Source organism: Mumia zhuanghuii (assembly GCF_042681565.1).
Lineage (GTDB): Bacteria > Actinomycetota > Actinomycetes > Propionibacteriales > Nocardioidaceae > Mumia.
The window spans coordinates 444,808-471,686 of the sequence record NZ_JBHUFT010000002.1; the positions used below are offsets into that span (position 1 = coordinate 444,808).

Below are 26,879 nucleotides of genomic sequence, written 5' to 3' on the forward strand. Positions count from 1 at the left end.
GAGCGCGAGCTCCCGCCCTGCTGTCGTGCGATCCGCTGCAACCGTTCCACCCGAGAACTGTGGTCTACCGGCGGCACTCTCTGCAGAGACCCCTGTGGACAACAGAGGGCGGCCCGCTCCACGCGTCGGGGAGCGCTGTTCCGGCACCCTCGGCGTCGGCTCGTCCAGGACGTCGAGCGGGTCACACCGTCGTCGACTGGCCCGTCGCGTCAGTCGGGGTCGGCGGCGAGCCAGGCGTCGATCGCGGCGAGCGCGGTGTCGCGAAGCTCGTCCGGAGCGTACGAACCACGCAGCGACATGCGGGCGAGCTCGGCCAGCTCGGCATCGCTGAAGTCCTGAGCCGCCCGCAGCGCGGCGTACTGGCCAGACAGGCGCGCGCCGAACAGCAGCGGGTCGTCCGCGCCGAGCGCGACCCCGACCCCGGCCTCCATCAGCGTCCGGACGGGCACCTCCTCGAACGTGTCGTAGACGCCGAGCGCAACGTTGGACGAGGGGCACACCTCCAGCGTGATGCCGGCACGCGCGACGGCGTCGAGCACCGCGGGATCCTCGACGCAGCGCACGCCGTGGCCGATCCGGTCCGGCTCGAGGTGCTGCAGGACGGCGGCGACGCTCTGCGGGCCGCGCAGCTCGCCTCCGTGGGGCATGCTGCGCAGGCCCGCGCGGCGCGCGATCGCGAACGCGGGCGCGAACGACGCGGTCTCGCCGCGCCGCTCGTCGTTGGACAGCCCGAACCCCACGACGCCGCGTCCGGCGTATTGCGTGGCGAGCCGAGCGAGCGTACGGGCGTCGAGGGGATGGCGGGTGCGGTTCGAGGCGATGACGACCGCCATCCCGATCCCGTACGTGGCGCTGGCGTCGCGCACGCAGTCCAGGACGAGGTCGGTGAACGCCGTGATCCCGCCGAACTTCGCTGCATAGCCGGAGGGGTCCACCTGGATCTCCGTCCACACCGAGCCTTCGGACGCGTCGTCCTCGGCGACCTCGTGCACGAGGCGCCGGACGTCGCCGGGGGTACGCAGGACCGAGCGCGCGGTGTCGTACAGGCGCTGGAAGCGGAACCAACCCTTCTCGTCGGTCGCGCGCAGCAGCGGGGGCCACTCCTCGACCAGCGCGGGCGGGAGCCGGACCCCGTCGCGCTCGGCCAGCTCGACCAGCGTGGTGTGCCGCATCGACCCCGTGAAGTGGAGGTGAAGATGGGCCTTCGGGAGACGGTCGATCGAGCGCATCGCTACGGCCATGCGGTCATCGTGCCAGCCGGTTCGACTCCGTGCCGGGGCACCCCGTACACTTGACGACCGGTGGATGTTTCCACTGTGTCGTCATGCCCGCGCGCCTCCCCAACGGCCGTGGTGACGAGGCAGCGGAGCGGCCATCGACGAAGGGCAGTAGCTCAACTGGCAGAGCATCGGTCTCCAAAACCGAAGGTTGGGGGTTCAAGTCCCTCCTGCCCTGCAAAGGCCTGGTCCGTCCCGACGGCGGACCGATGACAGGCACCACGATCGAAGGGAACGGTCAGCATGAGCGAGACGTCAAGTGCTCCGACCGAGAGCACACGCTCCGGGCGTACGTCTCCGATGACCTTCTACCGTCAGGTCGTCGCGGAGCTCCGCAAGGTGGTGTGGCCGACCCGTTCGCAGGTCGCCAACTACTTCGTGGTCGTGCTCTTCTTCGTGCTGGTCATGATGGCCATCGTGGCAGGCCTGGACTACGGCTTCGGAAAGCTGATGTTCTGGGTCTTCGCCTGACCCGCGACCCGCGGGTCAAGACGAGACGAGGAAAGAGGCGCTGTGTCCCAGCCGTATGACGAGTTCGACGACGCCCCGCGCGACGCCGTCGCTCCTACGAGCAACCGTGCGCCGTTGGACGACGACGAGCAGGAGCTCGAGGTCGAGGAGGTCGAGGAAGGCCTCGACCTCGCCGAAGACGAGACCGAGCAGGTCGATCCTGAGCCGCTGACGCCGTTCGAGGAGCTCTCCGAGGCCGACGAAGAGCGTGCCGAGATCGAGGCCGCGGACGCCGAGGACGAGATCGAGGACCTCGCCGACGAGGTCGTCGAGGAGGCGCAGGAGATCGCCGACGCCGCCGCGACCACCGAGGACGTCCTCGAAGCCGTCGCCACCGAGCTCGATCCGCTCGCGGCGTTCCGCGAGCAGCTCCACAACCAGTTCGGCGACTGGTATGTCGTGCACACCTACTCCGGCATGGAGAACAGGGTCAAGTCCAACCTGGAGAACCGCATCACCTCCATGCACATGGAGGACTACATCTTCGAGGTCGTCGTCCCGACCGAAGAGGTGGCCGAGATCAAGAACGGTCAGCGCAAGCTCGTCAAGCGCACCGTGCTCCCCGGCTACGTCCTCGTCCGGATGGACCTCACCGACGAGTCCTGGTCGACGGTGCGCAACACGCCGTCGGTCACCGGCTTCGTGGGCAACGCCCACCAGCCCGTGCCGCTGACCCTGGCCGAGGTGGAGAGCATGCTCGCTCCCGCCGTCGAGGCTCAGGCTGCGGTCGATGCGCCGGCAACGGCGTCCTCGTCGACGGCGCAGTCGCAGGCGCCGAAGGTCGAGTTCACCGACTTCTCCGTCGGCGACTCGGTCATGGTCGTGGACGGTCCGTTCGCGACGCTGCACGCCACGATCACCGAGATCAACGTCGACGCCCAGCGTGTCCGGGCGCTCGTCGAGATCTTCGGTCGGGAGACCCCCGTCGAGCTGAGCTTCGCGCAGATCCAGCGGGTCTGAGCCAGCAGGTACGCTCGAGAGGGCTTCCGCGCAACACCAGTGGGAGGGCCGAGGCAGGCCCACCGAGACCACGAGAAGGAAAAGAGATATGCCTCCGAAGAAGAAGATCGCTGCCCTCGTCAAGGTGCAGCTGCAGGCCGGAGCGGCCACGCCGGCCCCGCCCGTCGGTACCGCCCTCGGTCCGCACGGCGTCAACATCATGGAGTTCTGCAAGGCGTACAACGCTGCGACGGAGTCCATGCGTGGCAACATCGTCCCGGTCGAGATCACGATCTACGAGGACCGGTCGTTCACCTTCGTCACCAAGACGCCCCCGGCTGCGGAGATGATCAAGAAGGCTGCAGGTCTGCAGAAGGGCTCGGCCGTCCCGCACAAGGACAAGGTCGGCTCGATCAGCAAGGACCAGGTCCGCGAGATCGCCCAGACCAAGCTCCCCGACCTCAACGCGAACGACATCGACGCCGCGATGGAGATCATCGCCGGCACCGCTCGCTCCATGGGCGTCACCGTCGACTGACGGCGGAGCAACCCGACCGACCGCACTGTGGCAGGGCCAGCTGGGCCCGACGACCACGACTGGTAGAGAGAGAAGAACCAGAATGCCTCAGCACAGCAAGGCGTACCGCAACGCCGCTCAGAAGATCGACAAGGACGCGCTCTACACGCCGCTGCAGGCGATGGAGCTCGTCAAGGAGTCGGGTTCGAAGAACTTCGACTCGACCGTCGACGTCTCCATGCGCCTGGGTGTCGACCCGCGCAAGGCCGACCAGATGGTCCGCGGCACCGTCAGCCTGCCGAACGGCACCGGCAAGACCGCTCGCGTCCTCGTGTTCGCGACCGGTGCGAACGCCGAAGCCGCTCGCGAGGCCGGCGCCGACTACGTGGGTGCCGACGACCTCGTCGAGAAAATCTCGGGCGGATGGCTCGACTTCGACGCCGTCGTCGCCACGCCGGACATGATGGGCAAGGTGGGTCGCCTGGGTCGTGTCCTCGGCCCCCGCAACCTCATGCCGAACCCCAAGACCGGCACGGTGACCCCGGACGTCGCGAAGGCCGTGAAGGACATCAAGGGCGGCAAGATCGAGTTTCGTATCGATCGCCACGCCAACCTCCACTTCGTGATCGGCAAGGCCTCGTTCAGCGCCACGGCGCTGGCCGAGAACTACGCCGCCGCGCTCGAGGAGGTCCTCCGACTGAAGCCGGCCAGCTCCAAGGGCCGCTACATCAAGAAGATCACCGTCTCGACGACGATGGGCCCGGGTGTGCCGATCGACCCGAACCGCACCCGCAACGTCGCCTCCGACGACGAGTGACCCTCACGCACGCCTGTACGCGTGACGTGAGCTGACACAGACGCCGCCTCCCCACAGGGGATGCGGCGTCTGTGCGTCTGACGAACCATGCACGAGGTAGCGTGGTCGTCATGCGTACCCGAACGATCTCGGCCGCTGTCGCGGCTCTCGCCCTCGCACTCACCGCCGGCTGCGGGAGCAGCGCGGACGTCGCCGACGGCGGCGACGGCGGCGCCGGCGCCACCCCCTCGACCTCGTCGCAGGGCGGGTCGTCGGACGAGGGAGCGACCGAGCTCACCTCGGCCAACTTCGCCGACACGCTCGGCGGCGCCCAGACGGACGCGAGGTCGGCGCACATGACGATCTCGATGGAGGCGGCAGGCCAGAAGATCGACGCCGAGGCCGATGTCATCACCGACAGCGACCCGAGCAAGACGGCGATGCGCATGACGATGGACGCGAGCGGACAGAGCATCGAGATGACGCTTGTCGACGGCGCGCTCTACATGAAGGCGCCGGGCATGCCCGAGGGCAAGTGGATGAAGCTCTCCCTCGACGCCGCCGCGGGTGCCGCAGGCGAGTCGTTCGGCCAGCTGCGCGACTCGATGGATCCGACCAAGAGCATCGAGAACCTCAAGGACGCGCTCAAGTCCGTGACGGCGACCGGACAGACCGAGACCATCGACGGCGTCGAGGCCAGCCGTTACGACGTCGTCGTCGACACGTCCAAGATCGCCGGCATGGAGGCGGCTGCAGCAGCGCAGCTGCCCGCCGAGATCACCTACGAATACTGGGTCGGCCCTGATGACCTCCCGCGCAAGGTCGTCATGGATGTGGCCCAGATCCCGATGGAGATGACCTTCACCAAGTGGGGCGAGGACGTCGAGATCACCGCGCCCCCGGCCGGCCAGGTCGTCGACGGCTCGTCGATGATGGGCGGCTGATCGACCCGATTTGGATCTGCGCGGGCCGGTCACGTAGTCTGGACGATGCCGAAGACCGCCGGTCGTCCGCGGCACTCCCCAGGGAGCGCCTCGGATCGAAGGTCCCGCACACAGCGGGCGGCCCGCGCAGGTTCACCGAGTTCACGCACTCTCCCGTGTGTCGCGCCCCGTGCTCCTGCGCCGGGGCGTTCGTCGTTCCCGGGCCTGTTGCGCCGGTGGCCTTCGTACGTACCAGGTGCTCGCCGTGCGGCGGGTACGACACGAAGGAGAACCATGGCGCGACCGGACAAGGCCGCAGCGGTTGCCGAGCTGACGGACGAGTTCCGCAGCTCCAACGGCGCTGTGCTGACCGAGTACCGCGGTCTCACCGTGAAGCAGCTGCAGGACCTGCGCCGCTCGCTCGGTGAGAACGTCAACTACGCCGTGGCCAAGAACACGCTGACCAAGATCGCGGCCCGCGAGGCCGGCGTCGACGGCGTCGACGACCTCCTCAACGGCCCGACCGCCATCGCCTTCATCAAGGGCGATCCGGTCGAGGTCGCCAAGGGTCTGCGTGACTTCGCCAAGGCGAACGACAAGCTCGTCATCAAGGGTGGCTTCCTCGAGGGGAAGGCGCTCGATGCTGCCGAGATCACGAAGCTTGCTGACCTCGAGTCGCGCGAGGTCCTCCTCGCCAAGCTCGCGGGCGGCATGAAGGCGAACCTCTCGAAGGCCGCCGCTCTGTTCCAGGCACCGCTTGCTCAGGCAGCACGTGCCGTGGGTGCCCTGCAGGCCAAGGTCGAGCAGGAGACTCCCGCAACCTCGGCTCCCGCCGAGACCGAAGAAGCCCCGGCTGCGGCCGAGGGCTCCGAGGGCTAGGGCCCGATCACGTATCCGACCCCCCCTCGGGGTCCCCAGATAGGAAGGACGCCAACATGGCGAAGCTCAGCACCGAGGACCTGCTCGACGCTTTCAAGGAGATGACCCTCCTGGAGCTCAGCGAGTTCGTCAAGCAGTTCGAGGACACCTTCGACGTCACCGCCGCCGCTCCGGTCGCGGTTGCCGCCGCTCCCGCCGCTGGTGGCGGCGCGGCTGACGCCGCTGTCGAGGAGAAGGACGAGTTCGACGTCGTCCTCGAGTCGGCCGGCGACAAGAAGATCCAGGTCATCAAGGAGGTGCGCGCTCTGACGAGCCTCGGCCTGAAGGAGGCCAAGGACCTCGTCGAGGGCGCCCCCAAGGCGATCCTCGAGGGCGTCAACAAGGAGGCCGCGGACAAGGCCAAGGAGGCCCTCGAGGCCGCCGGCGCCACCATCACCCTCAAGTGATGCACTCCGCGCTCTGACGCACTGCACAGACGGGCACCCCTCCTTCGGGAGGGGTGCCCGTCTGTCTTTTCTCCTGGGCCTGGCTGTACAGTGACGGCGCCGCGAATGCGCTGTGATGAGGGTCACCTGGCATCGAGGCGGCTGTGACCCGTTTGGGACCTTCTGTGGGTTGTGTCACAGTGAAAATGTGGGTTACAGTCACGTTTGTTACCTGGGAGTAGCACGCTGCTGCGCTTCCGGACGCTGAGGTTCGCTTGGGAGGGAGAACCGCATGCGCGTGAGCGCTGTCGCACGTCGTCAGGTCGGATGGCATCGAGGTGCAGGTCTGATGGCCGCCGCGGGACTGGTCGTGGGAGGCATGCAGGTCGGGCTAGCGCCTGTCGCCGGTGCCGCGCAGTCTGTCTCGCTCAACCAGGTCGGCTACACCTGCGAGTCGGACAACGAGATCATCAACACCTCGCTGGGCGGTCCGCAGCAGTTCCTCGTGAACGCGCGGACCTCGCTGCCCGACACTGTGGTGGCGGGCGACGCGATCGCTGAGACTCCGGCCGAGCTCGACCTCATCCTGCCGGCGAAGTTGGTCACACGGATTCGCGACATCATGCTGGTGACCAAGGTCGGCGGCGGTGCGACCTCCACCGTGCTCCTGCAGGGCGTGGTGCCCGGTGGCGATGTCGCCGCCACCCTCGAGCCGCAGGTCCGCGGCCTCAGCTCTCCTATGGTCCCGGTGCCTGCTTCGGGCTCGCTCCTCATCCCTGCCAAGGGCACTGTCGACGCGGTCACCGTCCCTGAGCTGCCCGACGGTGTCACCGGTGGCCTGATCTACGTCCAGATGCCGAAGACGTTCAAGATCCAGGCAAAGCTCGACCCGCCGGTGCTGGGTGCCATCGCCGAGACCGAGCTCAACTGCGTCCGCAACCTCGACACCCGCGCCGCGCGCGTGATCGGCACCATCCCTGTCGGCGACGGGTGCGAGGAGTCGGAGTGCCCGCTGCCCACCGTCGGAGGTTCCCCCGGCGGAGGGGACGGCGACGGCAACGGGGGTGGCGGCGGCGGCGGTGAGGATCCGCCGGTGATCGACCCGCCCAAGAACACCGACTCCACCTCGCCGGGGGGCAACGGTGGTTCCGATGATGACGACGACGATGACGACGACGGGGGCGTCGCGCCGTACACGACGACCTCGCTGCCGGCGACCGGTTCTCCGGTCGGCGTCGGGCTCGTGGGGCTGCTCGGCCTCGTAGCCGCCGCACGCATCGCGCTCGCCGTCCGGACACGTCGCCGGGCCAAGACCGCCTGACGCGGTCACCACGCCCTTCCGTGGCACCCCGCTGGCCGAGGTGCTCGTCCCCCCGAAGGAGTCCCGCACATGGGAGTCGAGGTACGCGTCGAAGGTCTGACGAAGTCCTTCGGCAAGCAGACGATCTGGCGTGACGTGTCGCTCACCCTGCCCGCAGGGGAGATCAGCGTCATGCTCGGACCGTCCGGCACCGGAAAGTCCGTGTTCCTCAAGGCCCTCATCGGCCTGCTGAAGCCCGACGAGGGGCACGTCTTCATCGAGGGCACCGACATCGCGACGTGCAGCGAGCGTGATCTGTACGAGATCCGCAAGCTGTTCGGGGTCCTCTTCCAGGACGGCGCGATGTTCGGCTCCATGACGCTGTTCGACAACGTCGCCTTCCCGCTGCGCGAGCACACCCGCAAGTCCGAGACCGAGATCCGCGAGATCGTCATGGAGAAGATGACGATGGTCGGTCTCGTCGGTGCCGAGGGCAAGCTGCCCGCAGAGATCTCCGGCGGCATGCGCAAGCGCGCAGGACTTGCCCGCGCCCTCGTGCTGGAGCCGGAGATCGTGCTCTTCGACGAGCCCGACTCCGGCCTCGACCCGGTGCGTACGGCTTTCATCAACCAACTGATCGTCGACCTCAACGCCCAGATCGAGGCGACCTTCCTCATCGTCACGCACGACATCAACACCGCGCGGACGGTCCCGGACAACATCGGGTTGCTCTTCCACCGCCACCTGGCGATGTTCGGGCCCCGCGAGATGCTGCTGTCGAGCGAGGAGCCTGCCGTCCGGCAGTTCCTCAACGCGCAGACGGTCGGCCCGATCGGCATGAGCGAAGAGAAGGACGCCGACGAGCTGGCGCTGGAGGACCACAGCACCCTGCCCGCGCTGCCGCCGATCCCGCTCCAGCTGCTGCCGACCGACGGGCGCCCGCGCCCGACGCAGGCGCCGCCGGGCGCGTGGTGTGCCGCCAACGGTGTGACCCCTCCTCCCGGCTCCTTCCTGGACGATCCGCTGTCGCCCCACCCGCTGCGCGTCCACGACCCGGTCTCGTCCGGGGGTGCTGCGTGAGTGCGGTCACCGTCCTCACGACGCCTCTCGCGATCTTCGGCAAGCTGTTCGCCTTCGGCGCGGACGTCGTCGTGGGCGTGTTCCGGCGACCCTTCCAGCTGCGCGAGTTCATCCAGCAGGCGTGGTTCATCGCGTCGGTGACGATCATCCCGACCGCGCTGGTCGCGATCCCGTTCGGAGCGGTCATCGCCCTGCAGGCGGGCAGCCTGATCCAGCAGTTCGGCGCGCAGTCCTTCACGGGTTCGGCGGCTGTGCTCGCGGTCGTCCGTGAGGCGGGTCCGATCGCGACGGCGCTGCTGGTCGCCGGGGCCGGCGGCTCGGCGATCGCCGCTGACCTCGGCGCGCGCAAGATCCGCGAGGAGCTCGACGCCATGATGGTGCTGGGCATCGACCCGATCCAGCGCCTCGTCGTCCCGCGGGTGCTGGCGTGCATGCTCGTCGCGGTCTTCCTCAACGGCCTGGTCAGCGTCGTCGGCGTGCTCGGCGGCTACTTCTTCAACGTCATCCTCCAGGGCGGCACGCCGGGCGCCTACCTGGCCTCTTTCACCGCCCTGGCCCAGCTGCCGGACCTCTGGCAGGGCATGGCCAAGGCGCTGGTGTTCGGCTTCATCGCCGCGATCGTGGCCTCGTACAAGGGCATGCACGCCGACGGTGGTCCGCGCGGCGTCGGTCAGGCGGTCAACGAGTCGGTCGTCATCACTTTCCTGCTGCTGTTCCTGGCCAACTTCGTGATGAGCGCGCTCTACATCCAGCTCGTCCCGGCGAAGGCGTTGTGACGTGGCCGACGTGAGGGAGCTCTCTCGCCGTCCGCTCGGCGGGATCGACGCGCTCGGACGCCACCTCGCGTTCTACCTGCGGGTCCTGGCCTGGGTCCCGCGCACGCTCGTCCACTATCCGCGTGAGGTCTTGCGCCTGCTCGCGGAAGTGACCTTCGGTCAAGGGGCGCTCGCCGTCATCGGCGGCACCGTCGGCGTGATCACGGCGATGTCGTTCTTCACCGGCACCGAGGTCGGCCTGCAGGGCTTCACCGCGCTCGAGCAGCTGGACACCAGCGCGTTCGCCGGCTTCTTCTCGGCGTACTTCAACACCCGCGAGATCGCGCCGCTCGTCGCAGGCATCGCCCTCGCGGCGACGGTCGGCTGCGGCTTCACCGCGCAGCTGGGCGCGATGCGCATCTCCGAGGAGGTCGACGCCCTCGAGGTGATGGCGATCCCGTCGCTGCCATACCTCGTGACGACCCGTGTGATCGCCGGACTCGCCGCGATCATCCCCCTGTACGTCGTCGGCCTGCTGGCCTCGTACTTCGCGACGCGGCTGACGGTCACCTGGGTCTTCGGCCAGAGCACCGGCACGTACGACCACTACTTCACGCTGTTCCTCCCGCCGGAGGACGTGCTGTGGTCGTTCGTGAAGGTGATGGTCTTCGCCGTCGTCGTCATCCTCATCCACTGCTACTACGGCTACTTCGCCTCGGGCGGCCCCGTCGGCGTCGGCGTCGCCGTCGGCCGTGCGGTGCGGACGTCGATCGTCATGATCAACGTGGTCGACCTGCTGATGTCGATGGCGATCTGGGGCACGACGACGACGGTGAGGTTGGCCGGCTGATGGCACGCACGTCCACCCTCGACAAGACGGGCACCGTCCGCACGCTCGGCGTGCTGATGCTCGTGCTGATGCTCTCCGCGGTCTACCTGACCTACGCGGTGTTCACCAAGAAGTTCTCCGGAGACCTCCCGGTCACGATCCGCAGCGAGAGCGCCGGTCTCCAGCTCAACCGCAACTCCGACGTGAAGCTGCGCGGCGTGATCGTCGGCCGGGTCCAGGAGATCACCTCCGACGCGGGCCGCGCGACGATCCACCTGCGGATCGACCCCGACTACCAGAGGCTCATCCCCTCGGACGTGGAAGCCCTGATCGTGCCCAAGACGCTCTTCGGCGAGAAGTTCGTCGACCTGCAGCCGGTCGCCGGATCTGCGGGGACGCCGATCGAGGCCGGCGACGTCCTCACACAGGCCGACCTGCCGACCGACGTCGAGAACCTCCTCATTGATCTCGACCCGATCCTCACCGCGCTGAACCCTGTCGACCTCTCATACACCCTCACGGCGCTGTCCGAGGCGCTCGACGGACAGGGCGAGGCGCTGGGCGAGAGCCTCGAGACGCTCGAGGGCTACCTCCAGAAGATCACCCCGCTGGCGCCCCGCATCGTCGAGGACATCACGCTGCTCGGCGAGACCGTGCAGACGTACGCCGACGTGATGCCGGAGATCGGCGAGACGCTGCGCAACGCCGTGGTCACCGGCAACACGCTGACCGGCCGCAAGGCCCAGCTGCAGGCGCTCTTCACCGAGACGGCCGCGTTCGCGACGACTGCGGACGCGTTCTTCGACAAGACCGGCGAGGACTTCATCACCTTGTCCAAGCAGTCGCGGCCGACGCTGGAGCTGCTCGCCGACTACGCGCCGACGATCGGCTGCGTTCTCAAGGGCGTCGACCGGCTCATGCCGCGCATCGACTCGGCGTTCCGGGACAACCGTGCCCACGTCATGGTGGAGTTCGCGGCGCGCTCGCCGCGGGCGTACGACAAGGGTGATGCTGCGAGCCTCCCGCCGGCCAGCGGGGGCAGCAGTGCGCTCGACCCGACCTGCGCGACCCTCCCTAAGACGTCGTACGACGCGACGACTCCCGCGCCCGGCATGAGCAACGCGCTTCTGCGCCAGCTCGGCATCGGGGGCCCGCTCGGCAAGGACCGGCCGCTGGTCGCGCCCAGCGGGTCGACCCCGGCCGGCTCGCCGTCCGAGCGTGCACAGATCGAGGCGCTGATGGCCGGGGCCCTCGGTGTCGAGCCCGACGAGGTGCCGTCGGTGGCGCAGGCCCTGGCCGGCCCCGTGCTTCGCGGAGCGGAGGTGACGATCGGATGACCAAGCGTCGACGCAGGCGCGACCCCAGGCTCGACCGCCGTACGGCGGGCGCGCTCGGGCGACTGCTCCTCTTCCTGGTGGTGACCGGCATCCTCACGGCGATGCTCGCGGTGATCATCGGCAACGTCTCGTTCCTGTCGACGAAGACCTACAAGGCGGTCTTCGCCGACGTGACGAGCCTCGTCAAGGGCGACGACGTCCGCATCGCCGGCGTCCGGGTCGGCAACGTCTCGGAGGTGCGGGTCGACTCCGACTCCACCGCCGAGGTGACGTTCACCGTCGACGAGGGGGTGACGCTGACCCACAGCACGCTGGCGTCGCTGCGCTACCGCAACATGATCGGGCAGCGCTACCTCTCGTTGTCCGAGGGACCGGAGGGTTCGTCAGCGCGCCTCGAGCCGGGCTCGACCATCCCGCTCGCGCGGACCCAGCCCGCCCTCGACCTGACCGTCCTGTTCGCGGGGTTCAAGCCGCTCTTCCAGGCGCTGTCGCCGGACGACACCAACCAGCTCGCGTACGAGCTGATCCAGGTCTTCCAGGGGGAGAGCGGCACGGTCGAGTCGCTGCTCGGGCACACCGCCTCGCTCACGCAGACGCTCGCGGACCGCGACGACCTGATCGGCTCGGTCATCTCCAACCTCACCGCGGTCCTCACCTCGTTCAACGCGCGCGACACCGAGCTGTCGTCGACGATCTCGACGCTGCAGCAGCTCGTGTCGGGTCTCAAGGACGACCGCGGCGTGCTCACCGGGTCGCTCGACGACATCGCCGCGCTGAGCACCGAGACCGCCGGTCTGCTCACCGAGATCCGGCCCGACCTGACGTCCGACATCGCGCACCTGCGCGATCTCACCGACGCGATCGGCACCAAGAAGGCACGCAAGGCGCTCGACAGCACCCTCAAGATCCTGCCGATCAAGATCGACCGGATCGGGCGTACGACGGAGTACGGCTCGTTCTTCAACTTCTATGTGTGCGACGTCGGCATCGACGGCAGGCTGCCGTCGCTCAGCGGCGTGCCCGGGTGGGAGAAGGCCCGACCGTTCAAGACGACGAAGCGCGTCACCGTCACAGGGTCAGGAGTGAGCCGATGCGCAGGATGAAGCCGTTCCGCGAGCGCAACCCCGTCGCCGTCGGCGCGGTCGGCGTGCTGCTCATCGCCCTCGTCCTCGTCCTGGCCAGCCAGGCCGGCTCGCTGCCGCTGGTCGGCAGCGGCCCGACGTACGCCGCTGAGTTCACCGAGGTCGGCGGGCTCAAGAAGGGCGACGACGTCCGGATGTCCGGCGTCCTCGTCGGCAAGGTCGACGACCTCGAGCTCCGGGGCGACAAGGTGCGCGTCGTCTTCCGTGTGAAGGACGAGCGCGAGCGCCTCGGCAAGGAGACGGGCGCGTCGGTGCGCATCAAGACCCTGCTCGGGGCGATGTACGTCAGCCTCGAGTCCGCTGGGTCCGGCACGCTGGAGGAAGGGGCGCTGATCCCCGCCTCGCGGACGACACCGCCGTACGACATCGTGCAGGCGTTCTCCGGGCTCAGCGAGACGACGCAGGAGATCGACACCGACCAGCTCGCGCACGCGATGAAGACCTTCGGCGAGGTCACTGCCAAGACGCCCGAGGAGTTCCAGAAGGCGGTCAAGGGGGTCACCGAGCTCTCCGAGAACCTCGCGGCCCGCGACGCGGAGATCAAGACGCTCCTCAAGAACATCGACGGCATCTCCGGCGTGCTCGCCGACCGCAACACCGAGGTCGTGTCCCTGTTCGAGGACGGCGGTGTGCTCTTCGACGCGCTCACGGCCCGGCGCGAAGCGATCCACGATGTCCTCGTGGGCGTCACCCGCATGTCCGACGAGATCGAGAAGCTCGTCGCCGACACGCGCGACGACCTCAAGCCCGCGCTCGACCGGCTGGCCGGCGTCGTCAAGGTGCTGCAGCGCAACGAGAAGAACATCAGCGCGGCGATGGAGCAGCTCCCCGCCTACTACGCGATGGTCGCCAGCAACAGCGGCAACGGTCCGTGGCTCGAGGGCTTCGTCTACAACCTGCTGAGCATCCTCGGACTGGAGGAGGGACTGTGACGGCCACTGTCGAGCGTGGCCCGAGGGCCTCGCGCCGCGCGGTCGAGGTCGTGGTCGGCCTCCTCGTCCTCGGCCTCGTCGCCGCGCTGGTCGTGGTGCTGATCCCGCGCTCGCAGAAGCACACGCTGACCGTCGACTTCGACCGTACGGTGTCGCTCTACGAAGGCTCGAAGGTCCGCATCCTCGGGGTCGACGTCGGCACCGTCGACACGATCACCCCGCGCGGTACGAAGGTCCGTGTCCGGCTCTCCTGGGACGCCGAGTACGCCGTGCCCGCCGACGTGTCTGCCGTGATCGTGTCGCCCTCGGTGGTCGGCGACCGCTTCGTGCAGCTCACGCCCGCCTACTCCGGTGGCGCGAAGCTCGCCGACGGCACGCACCTCGACCAGACGCGCTCGGCGACCCCCACCGAGCTCGACGAGACGTTCGAGGCCCTCGATCGGGTCGCGACCGCGCTCGGCCCGGACGGCGCCAACGCGAACGGCGCGCTCGGTGACCTGCTGGCGACGAGCGCGGAGAACCTCGACGGCAAGGGCGTCGAGATCAGGCGCAGCATCGACGCCCTCGCGAAGCTGACGACGACCGTCGACGGGTCAAAGGACGAGCTGTTCTCGTCGATGGAGAAGATCGCGACCTTCGTCGAGGCGCTGGAGCAGAACGACGCCTCCGTCCGTACGTTCAACAGCAGTCTGGCGGCCGTCTCGGACGTGCTCGCCGGAGAGAGCGACGACCTTCAGGCCGCGCTGCGCGAGCTCGCGGGTGCCCTGGGTTCGGTGCAGAGCTATGTCGCCGAGAACCGGACGAGCCTGCGCAAGAACGTCGACGGGCTCGCCGACGTGACGGAGTCGCTGGCGAAGGAGCGCAAGAACCTCGCGCGGATCCTTGACAAGGGCCCGCATGCGCTCGCCAACCTCGCCACCGCGTACAACCCCACGACGGGAGCCATCGACACCCGCGCCACCATCAAGGGCAAGCGCGACGGCCGGTTCCGTACGCTCACCGATGCGGCGTACGTCTCGGCGTACTGCGGTCTCGCGGCCAACCAGAACCCGAAGTACCGCGAGGCCTGCTATGCGCTCGGCGAGGTCGTCTCGTGGATGGAGAAGCAGGCCAAGGGTTCCTCGACGGCGTCGACCGACGGGCTCGCCGCACTGATGGGAGTGGCGTCATGACGCGAGCCAGGAACCGCTGGACCGCGGCGGCGGCCGCTCTCACCGGTCTCGCGCTCGTGACCGGGTGCGGGAGCGGCAACGTCGGTGACCTCCCGCTCCCTGGCGGTGCCGACCTCGGCGACGCCCCGTTCACGGTCGTCGTCGAGTTCGACGACGTGATGGACCTGGTGCCGCAGAGCGCCGTCAAGGTCAACGACGTCTCCGTCGGACGCGTCACCCGAGTGGAGCTCGACGGCTGGCAGGCCAAGGTGGAGCTCGAGGTCAACGACTCGGTGGAGCTGCCCGACAACGCTATGGCGTCCATCCGGCAGACCAGCATCCTCGGCGAGAAGTTCGTCTCGCTGGCGCCGCCGGCGACCGGGTCGACCGGGCAGCTGTCGGACGGCGACCGGATCCCCCTCGCCCGTACCGGCCACACGCCCGAGGTCGAGCAGGTGCTCGGCGCGCTCTCCCTCGTGCTCAACGGGGGAGCGGTCGACAAGGTGCAGGTCATCGCGCGCGAGCTCAACAACGCGATGTCGGGCCGTGAGGCCAACATGCGCACGCTGGTGCGGCGCCTCGACGAGTTCGTCGGGACGGCCGAGGAGTTCAGGGCCGAGATCGTGACGGCGATCGAGCAGGTCGACCAGCTCGCGAAGGCGACGAGGTCGCAGCGCAAGGCGATCGAAGGCGCTCTCGACGATATGCCCGAGGCACTGCGCACCGTGAACGCTCAGCGCGCCAACCTCGTCCGCATGCTCGAGGCGCTCACCGACCTCGGCAGCGTCGGCACCGACGTGATCGTCCGCGCCAAGGACGCGGTCGCCGCCGACCTCGACGCGCTCGAGCCGGTGCTCGACAACCTCGCCTCCGCCGGTGACGCGCTGATCTCGTCGCTCGAGGTGCTCCCGACGTTCCCCTTCCCCGACTCCCTGCTCGGGGACGGCCCGGGTGAGGCAGCGGCCTACCAGATGGGGGACTACACCAACGTGTCGCTGGACTTCAGGACCGACTTCACCAAGACGATCGGGCTGATGTCCGAGGCTGAGCTGAAGTCCCTCAAGGAGGCGCTGCGCGGAGACGGTGTCGGCGCGGTCATGGCAGAGAGCGTGGTGACTCCGTGATCACCCGTCGGATGCGCATCCAGCTGGTCATGTTCCTCGTGCTGACCCTCGTCGGTGTCTCGTTCGTCGGGGCGAAGTACGCCCGCGTCGACCGCCTGTTCGGAGGGGGCGGCTACTCGGTGGTCGTAGAGATGGCCGAGTCCGGAGGCATCTTCACCGGGGCCGACGTCACCTACCGGGGCGTCAGCGTGGGACGGGTCAAGGACATGTGGCTGACCCGCGACGGCGTCGACGTCGAGGTGCTCATCGACCACTCCTCGCCCGACATCCCGGCCGACACGAAGGTCGTCGTCGCCAACAAGTCGGCCGTGGGCGAGCAGTATCTCGACTTCCAGCCGGACTCCGACGCCGCCCCGTTCCTCGAGGCCGACGACGTCATCGCCCGCGACCGCACGCAGGTGCCGATCGACACCCGCACGCTGCTCACCGACGTCAACGCGTTCCTCACCTCGGTCGACGCCGACGACCTCAGCACCGTCATCACTGAGCTGGGTGACGCCTTCGAGGGCTCGGCCGGCGATCTTCGTACGCTGATCGACACGACCAGCTCGTTCATCACGACCGCCGACCAGAAGTACGAGGTGACGGCCGCGCTGATCCGTGACTCGCGCAAGGTCCTGCAGACTCAGGTCGACTCCCAGGACGACATCGTGGAGTTCGCCACGAACCTCCGCGACCTCAGCACCGCGATGCGGACGTCCGACGCCGACCTGCGCACGGTCCTCGACGTCGGAGCCCCGACCGCGGCGACGCTGCGGTCCGTCATCGCCGAGAACGCCGACGACTTCGCCTCGCTGCTCGACCACGCCATCACGCTCAACAAGGTGGTCGTCTCGCACCTCGACGGGGTGCGCGGCGTGCTCGTGATCGCCCCGTACGGCGTCGAGAGCGCTTTCTCGATCATCGCCCAGGACTCGCGCACCGGCCAGTACGCGGCGCGACTCAGCCTGACGCTGCAGCCCGACAACGCGCCGTGCCTCAAGGGATACGCGTCAGGCGCCAAGCAGCGGACACCGTTCGACCGTACGCCGGAGACGTGGGACAGGGCACGCCGATGCCTCGAGGCGCAGCCACGGAGTGCCTCGGCCGCCGGTGGCTCGACCGTCGCACCGGCCTCCGACGCCGGGACGGACGGGGGCGTCACGCTCGGAACGTACGATGTGGCGACGAAGCAGGTGTCAGCGACGGGCGCGACGATCCCGGACGCACCTGATCTCGGGAAGGAGACGTGGAAGTGGATGCTGCTCGGACCGGCGGTCGCGCGCTGAGCCGCACGCGCCTGCTCGCTCTCGTCCTCGCCCTCGTTGCTGTGGCCGGTGTGGCGGTCGGCGTGCTCGCGCTCGTACGAGGGCCTCAGATCCCGGCGTACGCCGACACCGCCACGCAGGCGGACGTGCGCGCGGCCGCGGAGAAGTTCGCGACCAGCGTGAACACCTACGACGTCAAGGACCTCGACCCGTACATCGCGCGCGTGCGTCCGCTGCTCACCGACGACCTCGCGACGCAGTTCGAGGCCTCGACCAAGGACCTCCTCTCGAAGTTCGAGGAGGCGGGCATCGTCTCCAAGGGCACGGTCAAGCAGGTCGCCGTCGACAGCCTCGACGCCGACAGTGCTGAGGTGCTCGCGGCGATCGACGTCGCGACCGAGCCCGCCGACGTGCAGGTCGGCCAGCCCCGGCTGCGCTGGCGCATCGCGCTCGTCCGCGACGGCGACGAATGGCTCGTCGACAGCTTCGCCAACATCCCGGTGGAGTCCAAGGCTCCGGAGCAGGGCGAGGAGGACGGCTCGTGAGCAACCGACGACCCCGGATCGCGGGAGAGAAGCGGCGATCGTCCGAGGCGGCAGATGCGGCAGATGCGGCCGAGAGCACGGCTCCGCCGCCCGCCGAGCCCGGCCCCCAGGCCAAGAGCGCCAGGCCTCCTCGGCCGACCAAGCCCTCCAAGGAGCCTCGCCCGACGTTGTCGGGCCGCGCGCGTCTCGTCCTCAGCGGGCTCGGTCTGGCGGCCGTGGCTGCAGTGGCGTTCGCCGTCATCGCCGTGGTCTCCGTCCGGCAGGTGGAGGGCGACGCCCAGCGGCAGATCGACGCGGAGGACGCGGCGACAGAGCAGGCGTCGACCGCCCTCGTCACGATGCTCAGCTATGGGTATGCGAGCGTCGCCGACGACCTCGCCGCGGCGACAGAGCTGATGACCGACGACTTCGCGGCGGAGTACGAGCAGCTCGCGCCCCAGGTCGCCTCGGCGGCCGAGCAACGCAAGATCGACGTCACGGCCTCCGTACGCGCCGTGGCGCCGCTCGGGTGCGGACAGGAGTGCTCGACGTCGAGCGTGCGTCTCCTCGCCTTCGTCGACCAGCACCGTACGGTCGCCGGCAAGGCAGGCTCACCGGCCGCGCTCTCGGCGATCGTGCGGATGGAGAAGGTCGACGGCCGCTGGCTGGTCGCGGAGCTGACGACGACCTGACGTCAGACGTGCTCGGCGGAGACGAGCTCCCCGAAGACGACCGAGCGGTTATCGGTGTGGAAGATCTCCGAGCACGTCGTCAGGGTGAGGAGGGCTTCGCGGGGCTTGGCCTTGGAGCGCCCTCCGGGCCTGTCCTTGGCCTTCTCGGGGACCGGGGCGATCACCCAGATGTCGGAGAAGTCGACGATCGTGTCCGTCCCGGAGCCGCGCAGCTCGTACGTGTAGACATGCGTACGGGTCTCCACATAGACCGTGTCGCCGGCCCGCAGGTCAGGGAAGTCCTTGAACGGCTGTCCGTTGGTGATGCGGTGCCCCGCCACGGCGAAGTTGCCGAGCTGCCCAGGGCGCTGGGTGTCCGGGAAGTGGCCGACGCCGGAGGTGAGTGCGGAGTCGTCGACGCCCTCGACCACCGGTACCTCGAAGTCCTTGCCGAACCGTGGGATCCGGAGGACGGCCATCGCCTCGCCGATCTCCAGGTCGTCCTCGGTCGCGTCACCCTGACGGTTGTCGCGCCAGCCGTCCGCGAGGGCGACGGCCATCTCGCCCTGACGCTGCTTCGCGACGATGTTGGTGCCGATGTACTTCCAGGCGAACCAGCCGGCACTCGCGACGAGGACCAGCGTCAGCAGCGTGGCGAGCATCCGGGTCGGCCGCAGGCGGGGTGTGGGCTTGAGCTCGGGGCGCTCGCGGCGCGGTGGAGTGGTCTGCGTCGGCACGATCCCTCCTCGGTAGCCACGCCCCGTCGGCACGGGGTAACGAATGTCACATCCAGGGTGACACGGGCGCCGCAACGCCCGTTCCCCGCCCTGTGTTCCCGGGAGGTTCCGGCACGACACCCCCGTCCGAACCGCCCGGCTGCTTGACCTGAGCCCCAGATGCGTTCATCATCGACGGCGAAGGCTTGACTCCCTGGGTTGAAATCTGCCCGGGTTGACGTCTAGACTCATTCTTTGCGCTGCCTGCACTCTGCCCACTCACCCCTTGACCTGGGTGATTTGGCATGGGTTCGGTCGGTGCCGCAACCCGGGAACTGCGAGCCTTCTGGAAGGACCCCTCTTGGCTTCCTCGCGCACTGCCGCCGCCTCTGCCACCATCAACCCCCGTCGTGTCTCCTTCGCCAAGATCTCTGAGCCCCTCGAGGTGCCCGAGCTTCTGTCGCTCCAGACAGACAGCTTCTCGTGGCTGATCGGGGACGAGATCTGGAAGGCGTCCGTCGAGCAGCAGCTGGCCGCCGGGCGTACGGACGTTTCGACGAAGTCCGGTCTGGAGGAGATCTTCGAAGAGATCTCTCCGATCGAGGACTTCTCCGAGACCATGTCGCTGTCGTTCCGCGACCACCGTTTCGAGCCGCCCAAGAACTCGGTCGAAGACTGCAAGGACCGCGACGTCACCTACGCCGCGCCCCTGTTCGTCACCGCCGAGTTCATGAACAACGAGACCGGTGAGATCAAGAGCCAGACCGTCTTCATGGGGGACTTCCCCCTGATGACGGACAAGGGCACCTTCATCATCAACGGGACCGAGCGTGTCGTCGTCTCGCAACTCGTCCGTTCGCCGGGCGTCTACTTCGAGCGCACGCCGGACAAGACGAGCGACAAGGACATCTACACCGCGAAGGTCATCCCTTCGCGCGGCGCCTGGCTCGAGTTCGAGATCGACAAGCGTGACCAGGTCGGCGTCCGGCTCGACCGCAAGCGCAAGCAGAGCGTCACGGTGCTCCTCAAGGCGCTCGGCTGGACCGAGGCGCAGATCCTCGAGGAGTTCGGCCAGTACGACTCGATCCGCGCGACCCTGGAGAAGGACCACACGTCCGGCCAGGACGAGGCGCTGCTCGATATCTACCGCAAGCTGCGTCCGGGTGAGCCGCCGACGACCGAGGCCGCCCAGCAGCTCCTCGACAACTACTACTTCAACCCCAAGCGTTACGACCTCGCCAAGGTCGGCCGCTACAAGATCAACAAGAAGCTCGGCACGGACGAGGCCTTCGACCAGCAGACGCTGACCATCGAGGACATCGTCTCGACGATCAAGTACATCGTCGCGCTGCACGCTGGCGAGACCGAGCTCGAGATGCCGGCCGGGACGGCCTTCGTCGAGGCCGACGACATCGACCACTTCGGCAACCGTCGCCTGCGCAGCGTCGGCGAGCTCATCCAGAACCAGCTCCGTACGGGTCTGGCCCGCATGGAGCGGGTCGTCCGCGAGCGGATGACGACCCAGGACGTCGAGGCGATCACGCCGCAGACCCTGATCAACATCCGCCCCGTCGTGGCGGCGCTGAAGGAGTTCTTCGGCACCTCGCAGCTGTCGCAGTTCATGGACCAGAACAACCCGCTTGCGGGCCTGACGCACAAGCGTCGTCTCTCGGCCCTCGGCCCGGGTGGTCTCTCGCGTGAGCGCGCCGGCTACGAGGTCCGTGACGTCCACCCGTCGCACTACGGCCGCATGTGCCCGATCGAGACCCCCGAGGGTCCCAACATCGGTCTGATCGGCTCGCTGGCGTCGTACGGTCGCATCAACCCGTTCGGCTTCGTCGAGACTCCCTACCGCAGGGTCGACGGCATCCGGGTCACCGAGCAGATCGACTACCTGACCGCGAGTGACGAGGACCGTTACGTCATCGCGCAGGCCAACTCGCGCCTCGAGGAGGACGGCACCTTCGCGGAGGACCGCGTCCTGGTCCGCCAGCGCGGCGGCGAGGCCGAGCTGGTCCCGGCCGCCGAGGTCGACTACATGGACGTCTCGCCGCGCCAGATGGTGTCGGTCGCGACCGCGCTGATCCCGTTCCTGGAGCACGACGACGCCAACCGCGCGCTCATGGGCTCCAACATGCAGCGTCAGTCCGTCCCGCTGATCCGCAACGACGCGCCGCTGGTCGGCACCGGCATGGAGTTCCGTGCCGCCGTCGACGCCGGTGACGTCACCGTGGCCAAGGCCCCGGGCGTCGTGACCGAGGTCTGCGCCGACTACGTCGAGGTCATGCAGGACGACGGCACCTACAAGACCTACCGCATGTCGAAGTTCACGCGCTCCAACCAGGGCACGTGCATCAACCAGCGTCCGCTGGTGCGTGAGGGCGACCGTCTCGTGAAGGGGTCGCCGATCGCCGACGGTCCCTGCACCGACGAGGGCGAGATGGCTCTCGGGTCCAACCTCCTGGTCGCGTTCATGCCGTGGCAGGGCCACAACTACGAGGACGCGATCATCCTCTCCCAGCGTGTCGTCCAGGACGACCTGCTGACCTCGATCCACATCGAGGAGCACGAGGTCGACGCCCGCGACACCAAGCTGGGCCCGGAAGAGATCACCCGCGACATCCCGAACGTCAGCGACGAGATGCTCGCTGACCTCGACGAGCGCGGCATCATCCGCATCGGCGCCGAGGTCTCCAACGGCGACATCCTCGTCGGCAAGGTCACGCCGAAGGGCGAGACCGAGCTGACCCCCGAGGAGCGTCTGCTCCGCGCGATCTTCGGCGAGAAGGCGCGCGAGGTCCGCGACACCTCGCTCAAGGTTCCCCACGGCGAGTCCGGCACGGTCATCGGTGTCCGGGTCTTCGACCGCGAGGAGGGCGACGAGCTGCCGCCGGGCGTCAACCAGCTGGTGCGCGTGTACGTCGCGCAGAAGCGCAAGATCTCCGATGGTGACAAGCTTGCCGGCCGTCACGGCAACAAGGGCGTCATCTCCAAGATCCTGCCGGTCGAGGACATGCCGTTCATGTCCGACGGCACCGCGGTCGACATCATCCTGAACCCGCTCGGCGTGCCGGGCCGTATGAACGTCGGTCAGGTCCTCGAGACCCACCTCGGGTGGGTCGCGAAGGCCGGCTGGGACATCGGCGACGCCAAGGACGAGTGGGCCGAGCGCCTGCGCGGGATCGGCGCCGACCGTTCCCCGATGGACTCCAACGTCGCCACCCCGGTCTTCGACGGTGCGCGCGAGGACGAGATCCAGGGCCTCCTGGAGTGGACGCTCCCCAACCGTGACGGCGAGCGCATGGTCGGTCGCGACGGCAAGGCGCGTCTGTTCGACGGACGTACGGGCGAGCCGTTCCCGGACCCGGTCTCGGTCGGCTACATGTACATCCTGAAGCTGCACCACCTGGTCGACGACAAGATCCACGCCCGTTCGACCGGTCCGTACTCGATGATCACGCAGCAGCCGCTGGGTGGTAAGGCGCAGTTCGGTGGACAGCGATTCGGTGAGATGGAGGTGTGGGCCCTCGAGGCGTACGGTGCCGCGTACGCACTGCAGGAGCTCCTCACCATCAAGTCCGACGACATCCTCGGACGCGTCAAGGTCTACGAGGCCATCGTCAAGGGCGAGAACGTCCCCGAGCCGGGTATCCCGGAGTCGTTCAAGGTTCTCGTCAAGGAGATGCAGTCGCTCTGCCTGAACGTCGAGGTGCTGTCGAGCGACGGCACCGCGGTGGAGATGCGCGACGCCGAGGAAGACGTGTTCAGGGCCGCTGAAGAGCTCGGGATCGATCTCTCCCGTCGCGAGCCCGCCAGCGTCGAGGAGGTCTGAGCCGCGGGGGCGCGGCACTCTCTTGAGTCCGCGCCCCGCCTCCGACCTCGTCTACAGATTTTTCATCACGAAGGAAAGAAGACAACGTGCTCGACGTGAACTTCTTCGATCAGCTCAAGATCGGCCTTGCCACCGCCGACCAGATCCGTGCGTGGTCGCACGGTGAGGTGAAGAAGCCCGAGACGATCAACTACCGCACGCTCAAGCCCGAGCGCGACGGTCTGTTCTGCGAGAAGATCTTCGGTCCCACCCGGGACTGGGAGTGCTACTGCGGCAAGTACAAGCGTGTCCGCTTCAAGGGCATTATCTGCGAGCGCTGCGGCGTCGAGGTGACCCGCTCCAAGGTGCGTCGTGAGCGCATGGGCCACATCGAGCTCGCCGCTCCGGTCACCCACATCTGGTACTTCAAGGGTGTGCCCAGCCGCCTCGGCTACCTGCTCGACCTCGCCCCGAAGGACCTCGAGAAGGTCATCTACTTCGCTGCGTACATGATCACGCGCGTCGACGAGGATGCTCGCCACCGCGACCTGCCCTCGCTCGAGGCCAAGATCGACGTCGAGCGCAAGAACCTCGAGTCGCGTCGCGACAACAACATCGAGCAGCGCATGAAGAAGTTCGAGGAGGACCTCGGCGCGCTGGAGGCAGAGGGCGCCAAGGCCGACGCCAAGCGCAAGGTCAAGGACGCTGCCGAGCGCGAGGTCAAGCAGATCCGCGACCGCGCGCAGCGTGAGATCGACCGTCTCGACGAGGTCTGGAGCCGCTTCAAGAACCTCAAGGTCCAGGACCTCGAGGGCGACGAGCTGCTCTACCGCGAGATGACGTACCGCTTCGGCAAGTACTTCGAGGGCTACATGGGCGCGGCAGCGATCCAGAAGCGCCTCCAGGACTTCGACCTCCCGGCAGAGGCCGAGAGCCTCAAGGTGACGATCGCGACCGGCAAGGGCCAGCGCAAGACGCGTGCCCTCAAGCGGCTCAAGGTCGTCTCGGCGTTCATGACCGGCGACAACAACCCCGCCGGCATGGTGCTCGACGCGGTCCCGGTGATCCCGCCGGAGCTGCGCCCGATGGTCCAGCTCGACGGTGGACGTTTCGCGACCAGCGACCTGAACGACCTCTACCGCCGCGTGATCAACCGCAACAACCGGCTCAAGCGACTGCTCGACCTCGGTGCGCCGGAGATCATCGTCAACAACGAGAAGCGGATGCTCCAGGAGGCCGTCGACTCGCTGTTCGACAACGGCCGTCGTGGTCGCCCGGTCACCGGACCGGGCAACCGCCCGCTGAAGTCGATCTCCGACATGCTCAAGGGCAAGCAGGGTCGATTCCGCCAGAACCTCCTCGGCAAGCGCGTCGACTACTCGGGCCGTTCGGTCATCGTCGTCGGCCCGCAGCTCAAGCTGCACCAGTGCGGCCTGCCGAAGCAGATGGCGATCGAGCTGTTCAAGCCGTTCGTCATGAAGCGTCTGGTCGACCTCAACCACGCCCAGAACATCAAGTCGGCCAAGCGCATGGTGGAGCGTGGTGCGCGCGCCGAGGTGTGGGACGTCCTCGAAGAGGTCATCGCCGAGCACCCGGTGCTGCTCAACCGTGCGCCCACCCTGCACCGACTGGGCATCCAGGCGTTCGAGCCGCAGCTGATCGAGGGCAAGGCCATCCAGATCCACCCGCTCGTGTGCTCGGCGTTCAACGCCGACTTCGACGGTGACCAGATGGCCGTCCACCTGCCGCTGTCGGCCGAGGCGCAGGCCGAGGCCCGCATCCTCATGTTGTCGACCAACAACATCCTCAAGCCGGCTGACGGCCGTCCGGTCACCATGCCCACGCAGGACATGGTCATCGGGCTGTACTTCCTCACGCTCGAGCGTGACGGACATCCGGGCGAGGGACGTGCCTTCTCGTCGGCCGCCGAGGCACGGATGGCGTTCGACCGCGGCGACATCACGCTGCAGAGCAAGGTCAAGATCCGCTTCCCGGAGGTCGTCCCGCCCGAGGACGTCGAGGTCCCCGAGGGGTGGAGCGTCGGCCAGCCGCTCACGCTCGACACGACGCTGGGTCGCGTGCTCTTCAACGAGGCGCTCCCGGTCGACTACGCGTACGTGAACTACCAGGTCGGCAAGAAGCAGCTCGGCGTGATCGTCAACGACCTCGCCGAGCGCTACAGCAAGGTCGAGGTCGCTGCGTCCCTCGACGCGCTGAAGGACACAGGCTTCCACTGGGCGACCCGGTCCGGCGTCACGATCTCGATCGAGGACGTCGTCACCCCGGAGCGCAAGCAGGAGATCCTCGCCACGTACGAGGACCAGGCAGCCAAGGTCCAGAAGCAGTTCGAGCGCGGACTGATCACCGATGACGAGCGTCGTAGCGAGCTCATCGAGATCTGGACCCAGGCGACCAACGAGGTCTCCGCCGAGATGGAGAAGACCTTCACCGAGGACAACCCGATCTGGATGATGATCCAGTCCGGTGCCCGCGGCAACATGATGCAGATGCGTCAGATCGCCGCGATGCGAGGCCTGGTGGCCAACCCGAAGGGCGAGATCATCCCGCGCCCGATCAAGGCCAACTACCGTGAGGGCCTGTCGGTCGTCGAGTACTTCATCGCGACCCACGGCGCTCGTAAGGGCCTGGCCGACACCGCTCTGCGTACGGCCGACTCGGGCTACCTGACGCGTCGCCTGGTCGACGTCAGCCAGGACGTCATCATCCGTGAGGAGGACTGCGGCACCGAGCGTGGTCTGCCCAAACGGATCGCCGAGCGCCTCGACGACGGACGCCTGATCCTCGCCGAGAACGTCGAGACCTCCGCCTACGCGCGCAACGCCGCCACGGAGATCACCCACCCCAAGACGGGTGAGGTGCTCGTCGAGGCCGGCGGCGACCTCGGTGACCCCGAGATCGCGGCGCTCGTCGAGGCGGGCATCGACGAGATCAAGGTCCGTACGGTCCTGACCTGCGACGCCAAGACCGGCACCTGCGCGAAGTGCTACGGCCGTTCGCTGGCGACCGGCAAGCTCGTCGACATCGGTGAGGCCGTCGGCACCATCGCGGCCCAGTCGATCGGTGAGCCCGGCACCCAGCTGACGATGCGTACCTTCCACACCGGTGGTGTGGCCGGTGACGACATCACGCACGGTCTGCCGCGTGTCGTCGAGCTCTTCGAGGCCCGCCAGCCCAAGGGCCGCGCGCCGATCTCGGATGCCGCCGGTCGGGTCCAGATCGACGACAGCGACAAGGCGCGCAAGATCGTCGTCGTGCCGCACGACGGGTCCGAGCCGCACGAGTACCCAGTCTCCAAGCGTTCGCGTCTGCTGATCGCGGACGGCGAGGAGGTCGAGGTCGGACAGCAGCTCACGCACGGTACGCCCGATCCGCAGGAGGTCCTGCGCATCCTCGGCGTCCGTCGGGCGCAGGAGCACCTCGTGGACGAGGTCCAGGAGGTCTACCGCAGCCAGGGCGTGGCGATCCACGACAAGCACATCGAGATCATCGTGCGGCAGATGCTGCGTCGCGTCACGGTCATCGACCAGGGCGAGACCACGCTGCTGCCGGGCGACCTGCACGATCGTGCGACGTTCGAGGAGGCGAACCGCCGCGTCGTCGCCGAGGGCGGGCAACCGGCTTCCGGCCGTCCGGTGCTGATGGGCATCACCAAGGCCTCGCTCGCGGTCGAGTCGTGGCTGAGTGCGGCGTCCTTCCAGGAGACGACCCGCGTCCTCACGGAGGCGGCGATCCAGGGCAAGTCGGACCAGCTCCGTGGCCTCAAGGAGAACATCATCATCGGCAAGCTGATCCCGGCGGGCACCGGCCTCGAGCGGTACCGCAACGTCCGGGTGGAGCCCACCGAAGAGGCACGCCAGGCCGCGTACGCGGTCACCGGCTACGAGACGTACGACTACGACTTCGGCAACACCGGAGGCCAGTCGGTCGCGCTCGACGACTTCGACTTCGGCAGCTTCTCGGGCTGACGTACGAG

23 protein-coding genes and 1 tRNA gene are annotated in these 26,879 nt (G+C 68.1%); 22 read left to right on the plus strand and 2 right to left on the minus strand.

The genetic code is table 11. The features are described 5' to 3' along the window. Window positions 1–209: 209 nt before the first annotated feature. The gene (locus tag ACFSDF_RS05230; RefSeq protein ID WP_243843031.1) at window positions 210–1,241 is read right to left on the minus strand and encodes an adenosine deaminase; all 1,032 of its coding nucleotides are present in this window, start codon (window positions 1,239–1,241) and stop codon (window positions 210–212) included. 141 nt (window positions 1,242–1,382) lie between these two features. Here ACFSDF_RS05230 and ACFSDF_RS05235 point away from each other — a divergent pair. The 20 genes from ACFSDF_RS05235 (at window position 1,383) to ACFSDF_RS05330 (ending at window position 18,379) form a co-directional block, all read left to right on the plus strand. Further along, window positions 1,383–1,455 (plus strand) — tRNA-Trp (locus ACFSDF_RS05235). 65 nt (window positions 1,456–1,520) lie between these two features. Further along, window positions 1,521–1,748 (plus strand): preprotein translocase subunit SecE, encoded by a 228-nt coding sequence (secE, locus tag ACFSDF_RS05240; RefSeq protein WP_167005782.1) that lies wholly within the window; start codon window positions 1,521–1,523, stop codon window positions 1,746–1,748. Between the two features lie 42 nt (window positions 1,749–1,790). After that, a complete protein-coding gene (nusG, locus tag ACFSDF_RS05245) occupies window positions 1,791–2,747 on the plus strand; it encodes a transcription termination/antitermination protein NusG (protein WP_243843030.1) in 957 nt (318 codons plus the stop codon). A gap of 88 nt (window positions 2,748–2,835) precedes the next feature. Beyond that, window positions 2,836–3,264, plus strand: a complete 429-nt coding sequence (rplK, locus tag ACFSDF_RS05250) for a 50S ribosomal protein L11 (protein ID WP_167005779.1) — start codon at window positions 2,836–2,838, stop codon at window positions 3,262–3,264. A gap of 82 nt (window positions 3,265–3,346) precedes the next feature. Continuing rightward, entirely contained in the window at window positions 3,347–4,060 is a 714-nt protein-coding gene (gene rplA / locus ACFSDF_RS05255) for a 50S ribosomal protein L1 (RefSeq protein WP_167005776.1), read from the plus strand. 110 nt (window positions 4,061–4,170) lie between these two features. Then, window positions 4,171–4,983 (plus strand): SCO4651 family lipoprotein, encoded by an 813-nt coding sequence (locus tag ACFSDF_RS05260; RefSeq protein WP_167005774.1) that lies wholly within the window; start codon window positions 4,171–4,173, stop codon window positions 4,981–4,983. 273 nt (window positions 4,984–5,256) lie between these two features. Continuing rightward, the gene (gene rplJ, locus ACFSDF_RS05265; RefSeq protein WP_167005771.1) at window positions 5,257–5,841 is read left to right on the plus strand and encodes a 50S ribosomal protein L10; all 585 of its coding nucleotides are present in this window, start codon (window positions 5,257–5,259) and stop codon (window positions 5,839–5,841) included. A gap of 56 nt (window positions 5,842–5,897) precedes the next feature. Continuing rightward, complete coding sequence (gene rplL / locus ACFSDF_RS05270; RefSeq protein WP_167005769.1) at window positions 5,898–6,287, plus strand: 50S ribosomal protein L7/L12; 390 nt, start codon at window positions 5,898–5,900, stop codon at window positions 6,285–6,287. 271 nt (window positions 6,288–6,558) lie between these two features. After that, entirely contained in the window at window positions 6,559–7,587 is a 1,029-nt protein-coding gene (locus tag ACFSDF_RS05275) for a DUF6801 domain-containing protein (RefSeq protein WP_377156540.1), read from the plus strand. 69 nt (window positions 7,588–7,656) lie between these two features. After that, window positions 7,657–8,646, plus strand: coding sequence for an ABC transporter ATP-binding protein (locus ACFSDF_RS05280; protein WP_167005764.1), 990 nt, complete (start codon window positions 7,657–7,659; stop codon window positions 8,644–8,646). Beyond that, complete coding sequence (locus ACFSDF_RS05285) at window positions 8,643–9,422, plus strand: MlaE family ABC transporter permease (RefSeq protein ID WP_167005761.1); 780 nt, start codon at window positions 8,643–8,645, stop codon at window positions 9,420–9,422. The genes ACFSDF_RS05280 and ACFSDF_RS05285 overlap by 4 nt, the downstream gene beginning before the upstream one ends. Window positions 9,423–9,432: 10 nt before the next feature. Next, complete coding sequence (locus ACFSDF_RS05290) at window positions 9,433–10,251, plus strand: MlaE family ABC transporter permease (RefSeq protein WP_377156544.1); 819 nt, start codon at window positions 9,433–9,435, stop codon at window positions 10,249–10,251. Next, window positions 10,251–11,567, plus strand: coding sequence for an MCE family protein (locus ACFSDF_RS05295; RefSeq protein ID WP_377156546.1), 1,317 nt, complete (start codon window positions 10,251–10,253; stop codon window positions 11,565–11,567). Before ACFSDF_RS05290 ends, ACFSDF_RS05295 begins: the two co-directional genes overlap by 1 nt. Continuing rightward, window positions 11,564–12,670 carry an MCE family protein gene (locus ACFSDF_RS05300; protein WP_167005753.1) on the plus strand — a complete coding sequence of 369 codons (1,107 nt, stop codon included), beginning with the start codon at window positions 11,564–11,566 and terminating at the stop codon, window positions 12,668–12,670. The genes ACFSDF_RS05295 and ACFSDF_RS05300 overlap by 4 nt, the downstream gene beginning before the upstream one ends. After that, entirely contained in the window at window positions 12,658–13,641 is a 984-nt protein-coding gene (locus ACFSDF_RS05305; protein ID WP_167251607.1) for an MCE family protein, read from the plus strand. The genes ACFSDF_RS05300 and ACFSDF_RS05305 overlap by 13 nt, the downstream gene beginning before the upstream one ends. Continuing rightward, on the plus strand, window positions 13,638–14,813 hold the full coding sequence (locus ACFSDF_RS05310) for an MCE family protein (RefSeq protein ID WP_167005749.1): 1,176 nt from the start codon (window positions 13,638–13,640) through the stop codon (window positions 14,811–14,813). Before ACFSDF_RS05305 ends, ACFSDF_RS05310 begins: the two co-directional genes overlap by 4 nt. Next, on the plus strand, window positions 14,810–15,916 hold the full coding sequence (locus ACFSDF_RS05315) for an MCE family protein (RefSeq protein WP_377156549.1): 1,107 nt from the start codon (window positions 14,810–14,812) through the stop codon (window positions 15,914–15,916). The genes ACFSDF_RS05310 and ACFSDF_RS05315 overlap by 4 nt, the downstream gene beginning before the upstream one ends. Then, window positions 15,913–17,184 carry an MCE family protein gene (locus ACFSDF_RS05320; RefSeq protein WP_377156551.1) on the plus strand — a complete coding sequence of 424 codons (1,272 nt, stop codon included), beginning with the start codon at window positions 15,913–15,915 and terminating at the stop codon, window positions 17,182–17,184. Before ACFSDF_RS05315 ends, ACFSDF_RS05320 begins: the two co-directional genes overlap by 4 nt. After that, complete coding sequence (locus ACFSDF_RS05325) at window positions 17,151–17,708, plus strand: hypothetical protein (protein WP_377156553.1); 558 nt, start codon at window positions 17,151–17,153, stop codon at window positions 17,706–17,708. The genes ACFSDF_RS05320 and ACFSDF_RS05325 overlap by 34 nt, the downstream gene beginning before the upstream one ends. Further along, window positions 17,705–18,379, plus strand: a complete 675-nt coding sequence (locus ACFSDF_RS05330) for a hypothetical protein (protein ID WP_377156555.1) — start codon at window positions 17,705–17,707, stop codon at window positions 18,377–18,379. The genes ACFSDF_RS05325 and ACFSDF_RS05330 overlap by 4 nt, the downstream gene beginning before the upstream one ends. Window positions 18,380–18,381: 2 nt before the next feature. On the opposite strand, the gene ACFSDF_RS05335 is transcribed toward ACFSDF_RS05330, so the two are convergent. Continuing rightward, window positions 18,382–19,095, minus strand: coding sequence for a class E sortase (locus ACFSDF_RS05335; protein WP_167251617.1), 714 nt, complete (start codon window positions 19,093–19,095; stop codon window positions 18,382–18,384). A gap of 340 nt (window positions 19,096–19,435) precedes the next feature. On the opposite strand from ACFSDF_RS05335, the gene rpoB reads away from it, so the two are divergent. Further along, window positions 19,436–22,906 (plus strand): DNA-directed RNA polymerase subunit beta, encoded by a 3,471-nt coding sequence (gene rpoB / locus ACFSDF_RS05340; protein ID WP_167005731.1) that lies wholly within the window; start codon window positions 19,436–19,438, stop codon window positions 22,904–22,906. A gap of 86 nt (window positions 22,907–22,992) precedes the next feature. Next, window positions 22,993–26,871, plus strand: a complete 3,879-nt coding sequence (locus ACFSDF_RS05345) for a DNA-directed RNA polymerase subunit beta' (protein ID WP_167005728.1) — start codon at window positions 22,993–22,995, stop codon at window positions 26,869–26,871. Window positions 26,872–26,879 lie beyond the last annotated feature (8 nt).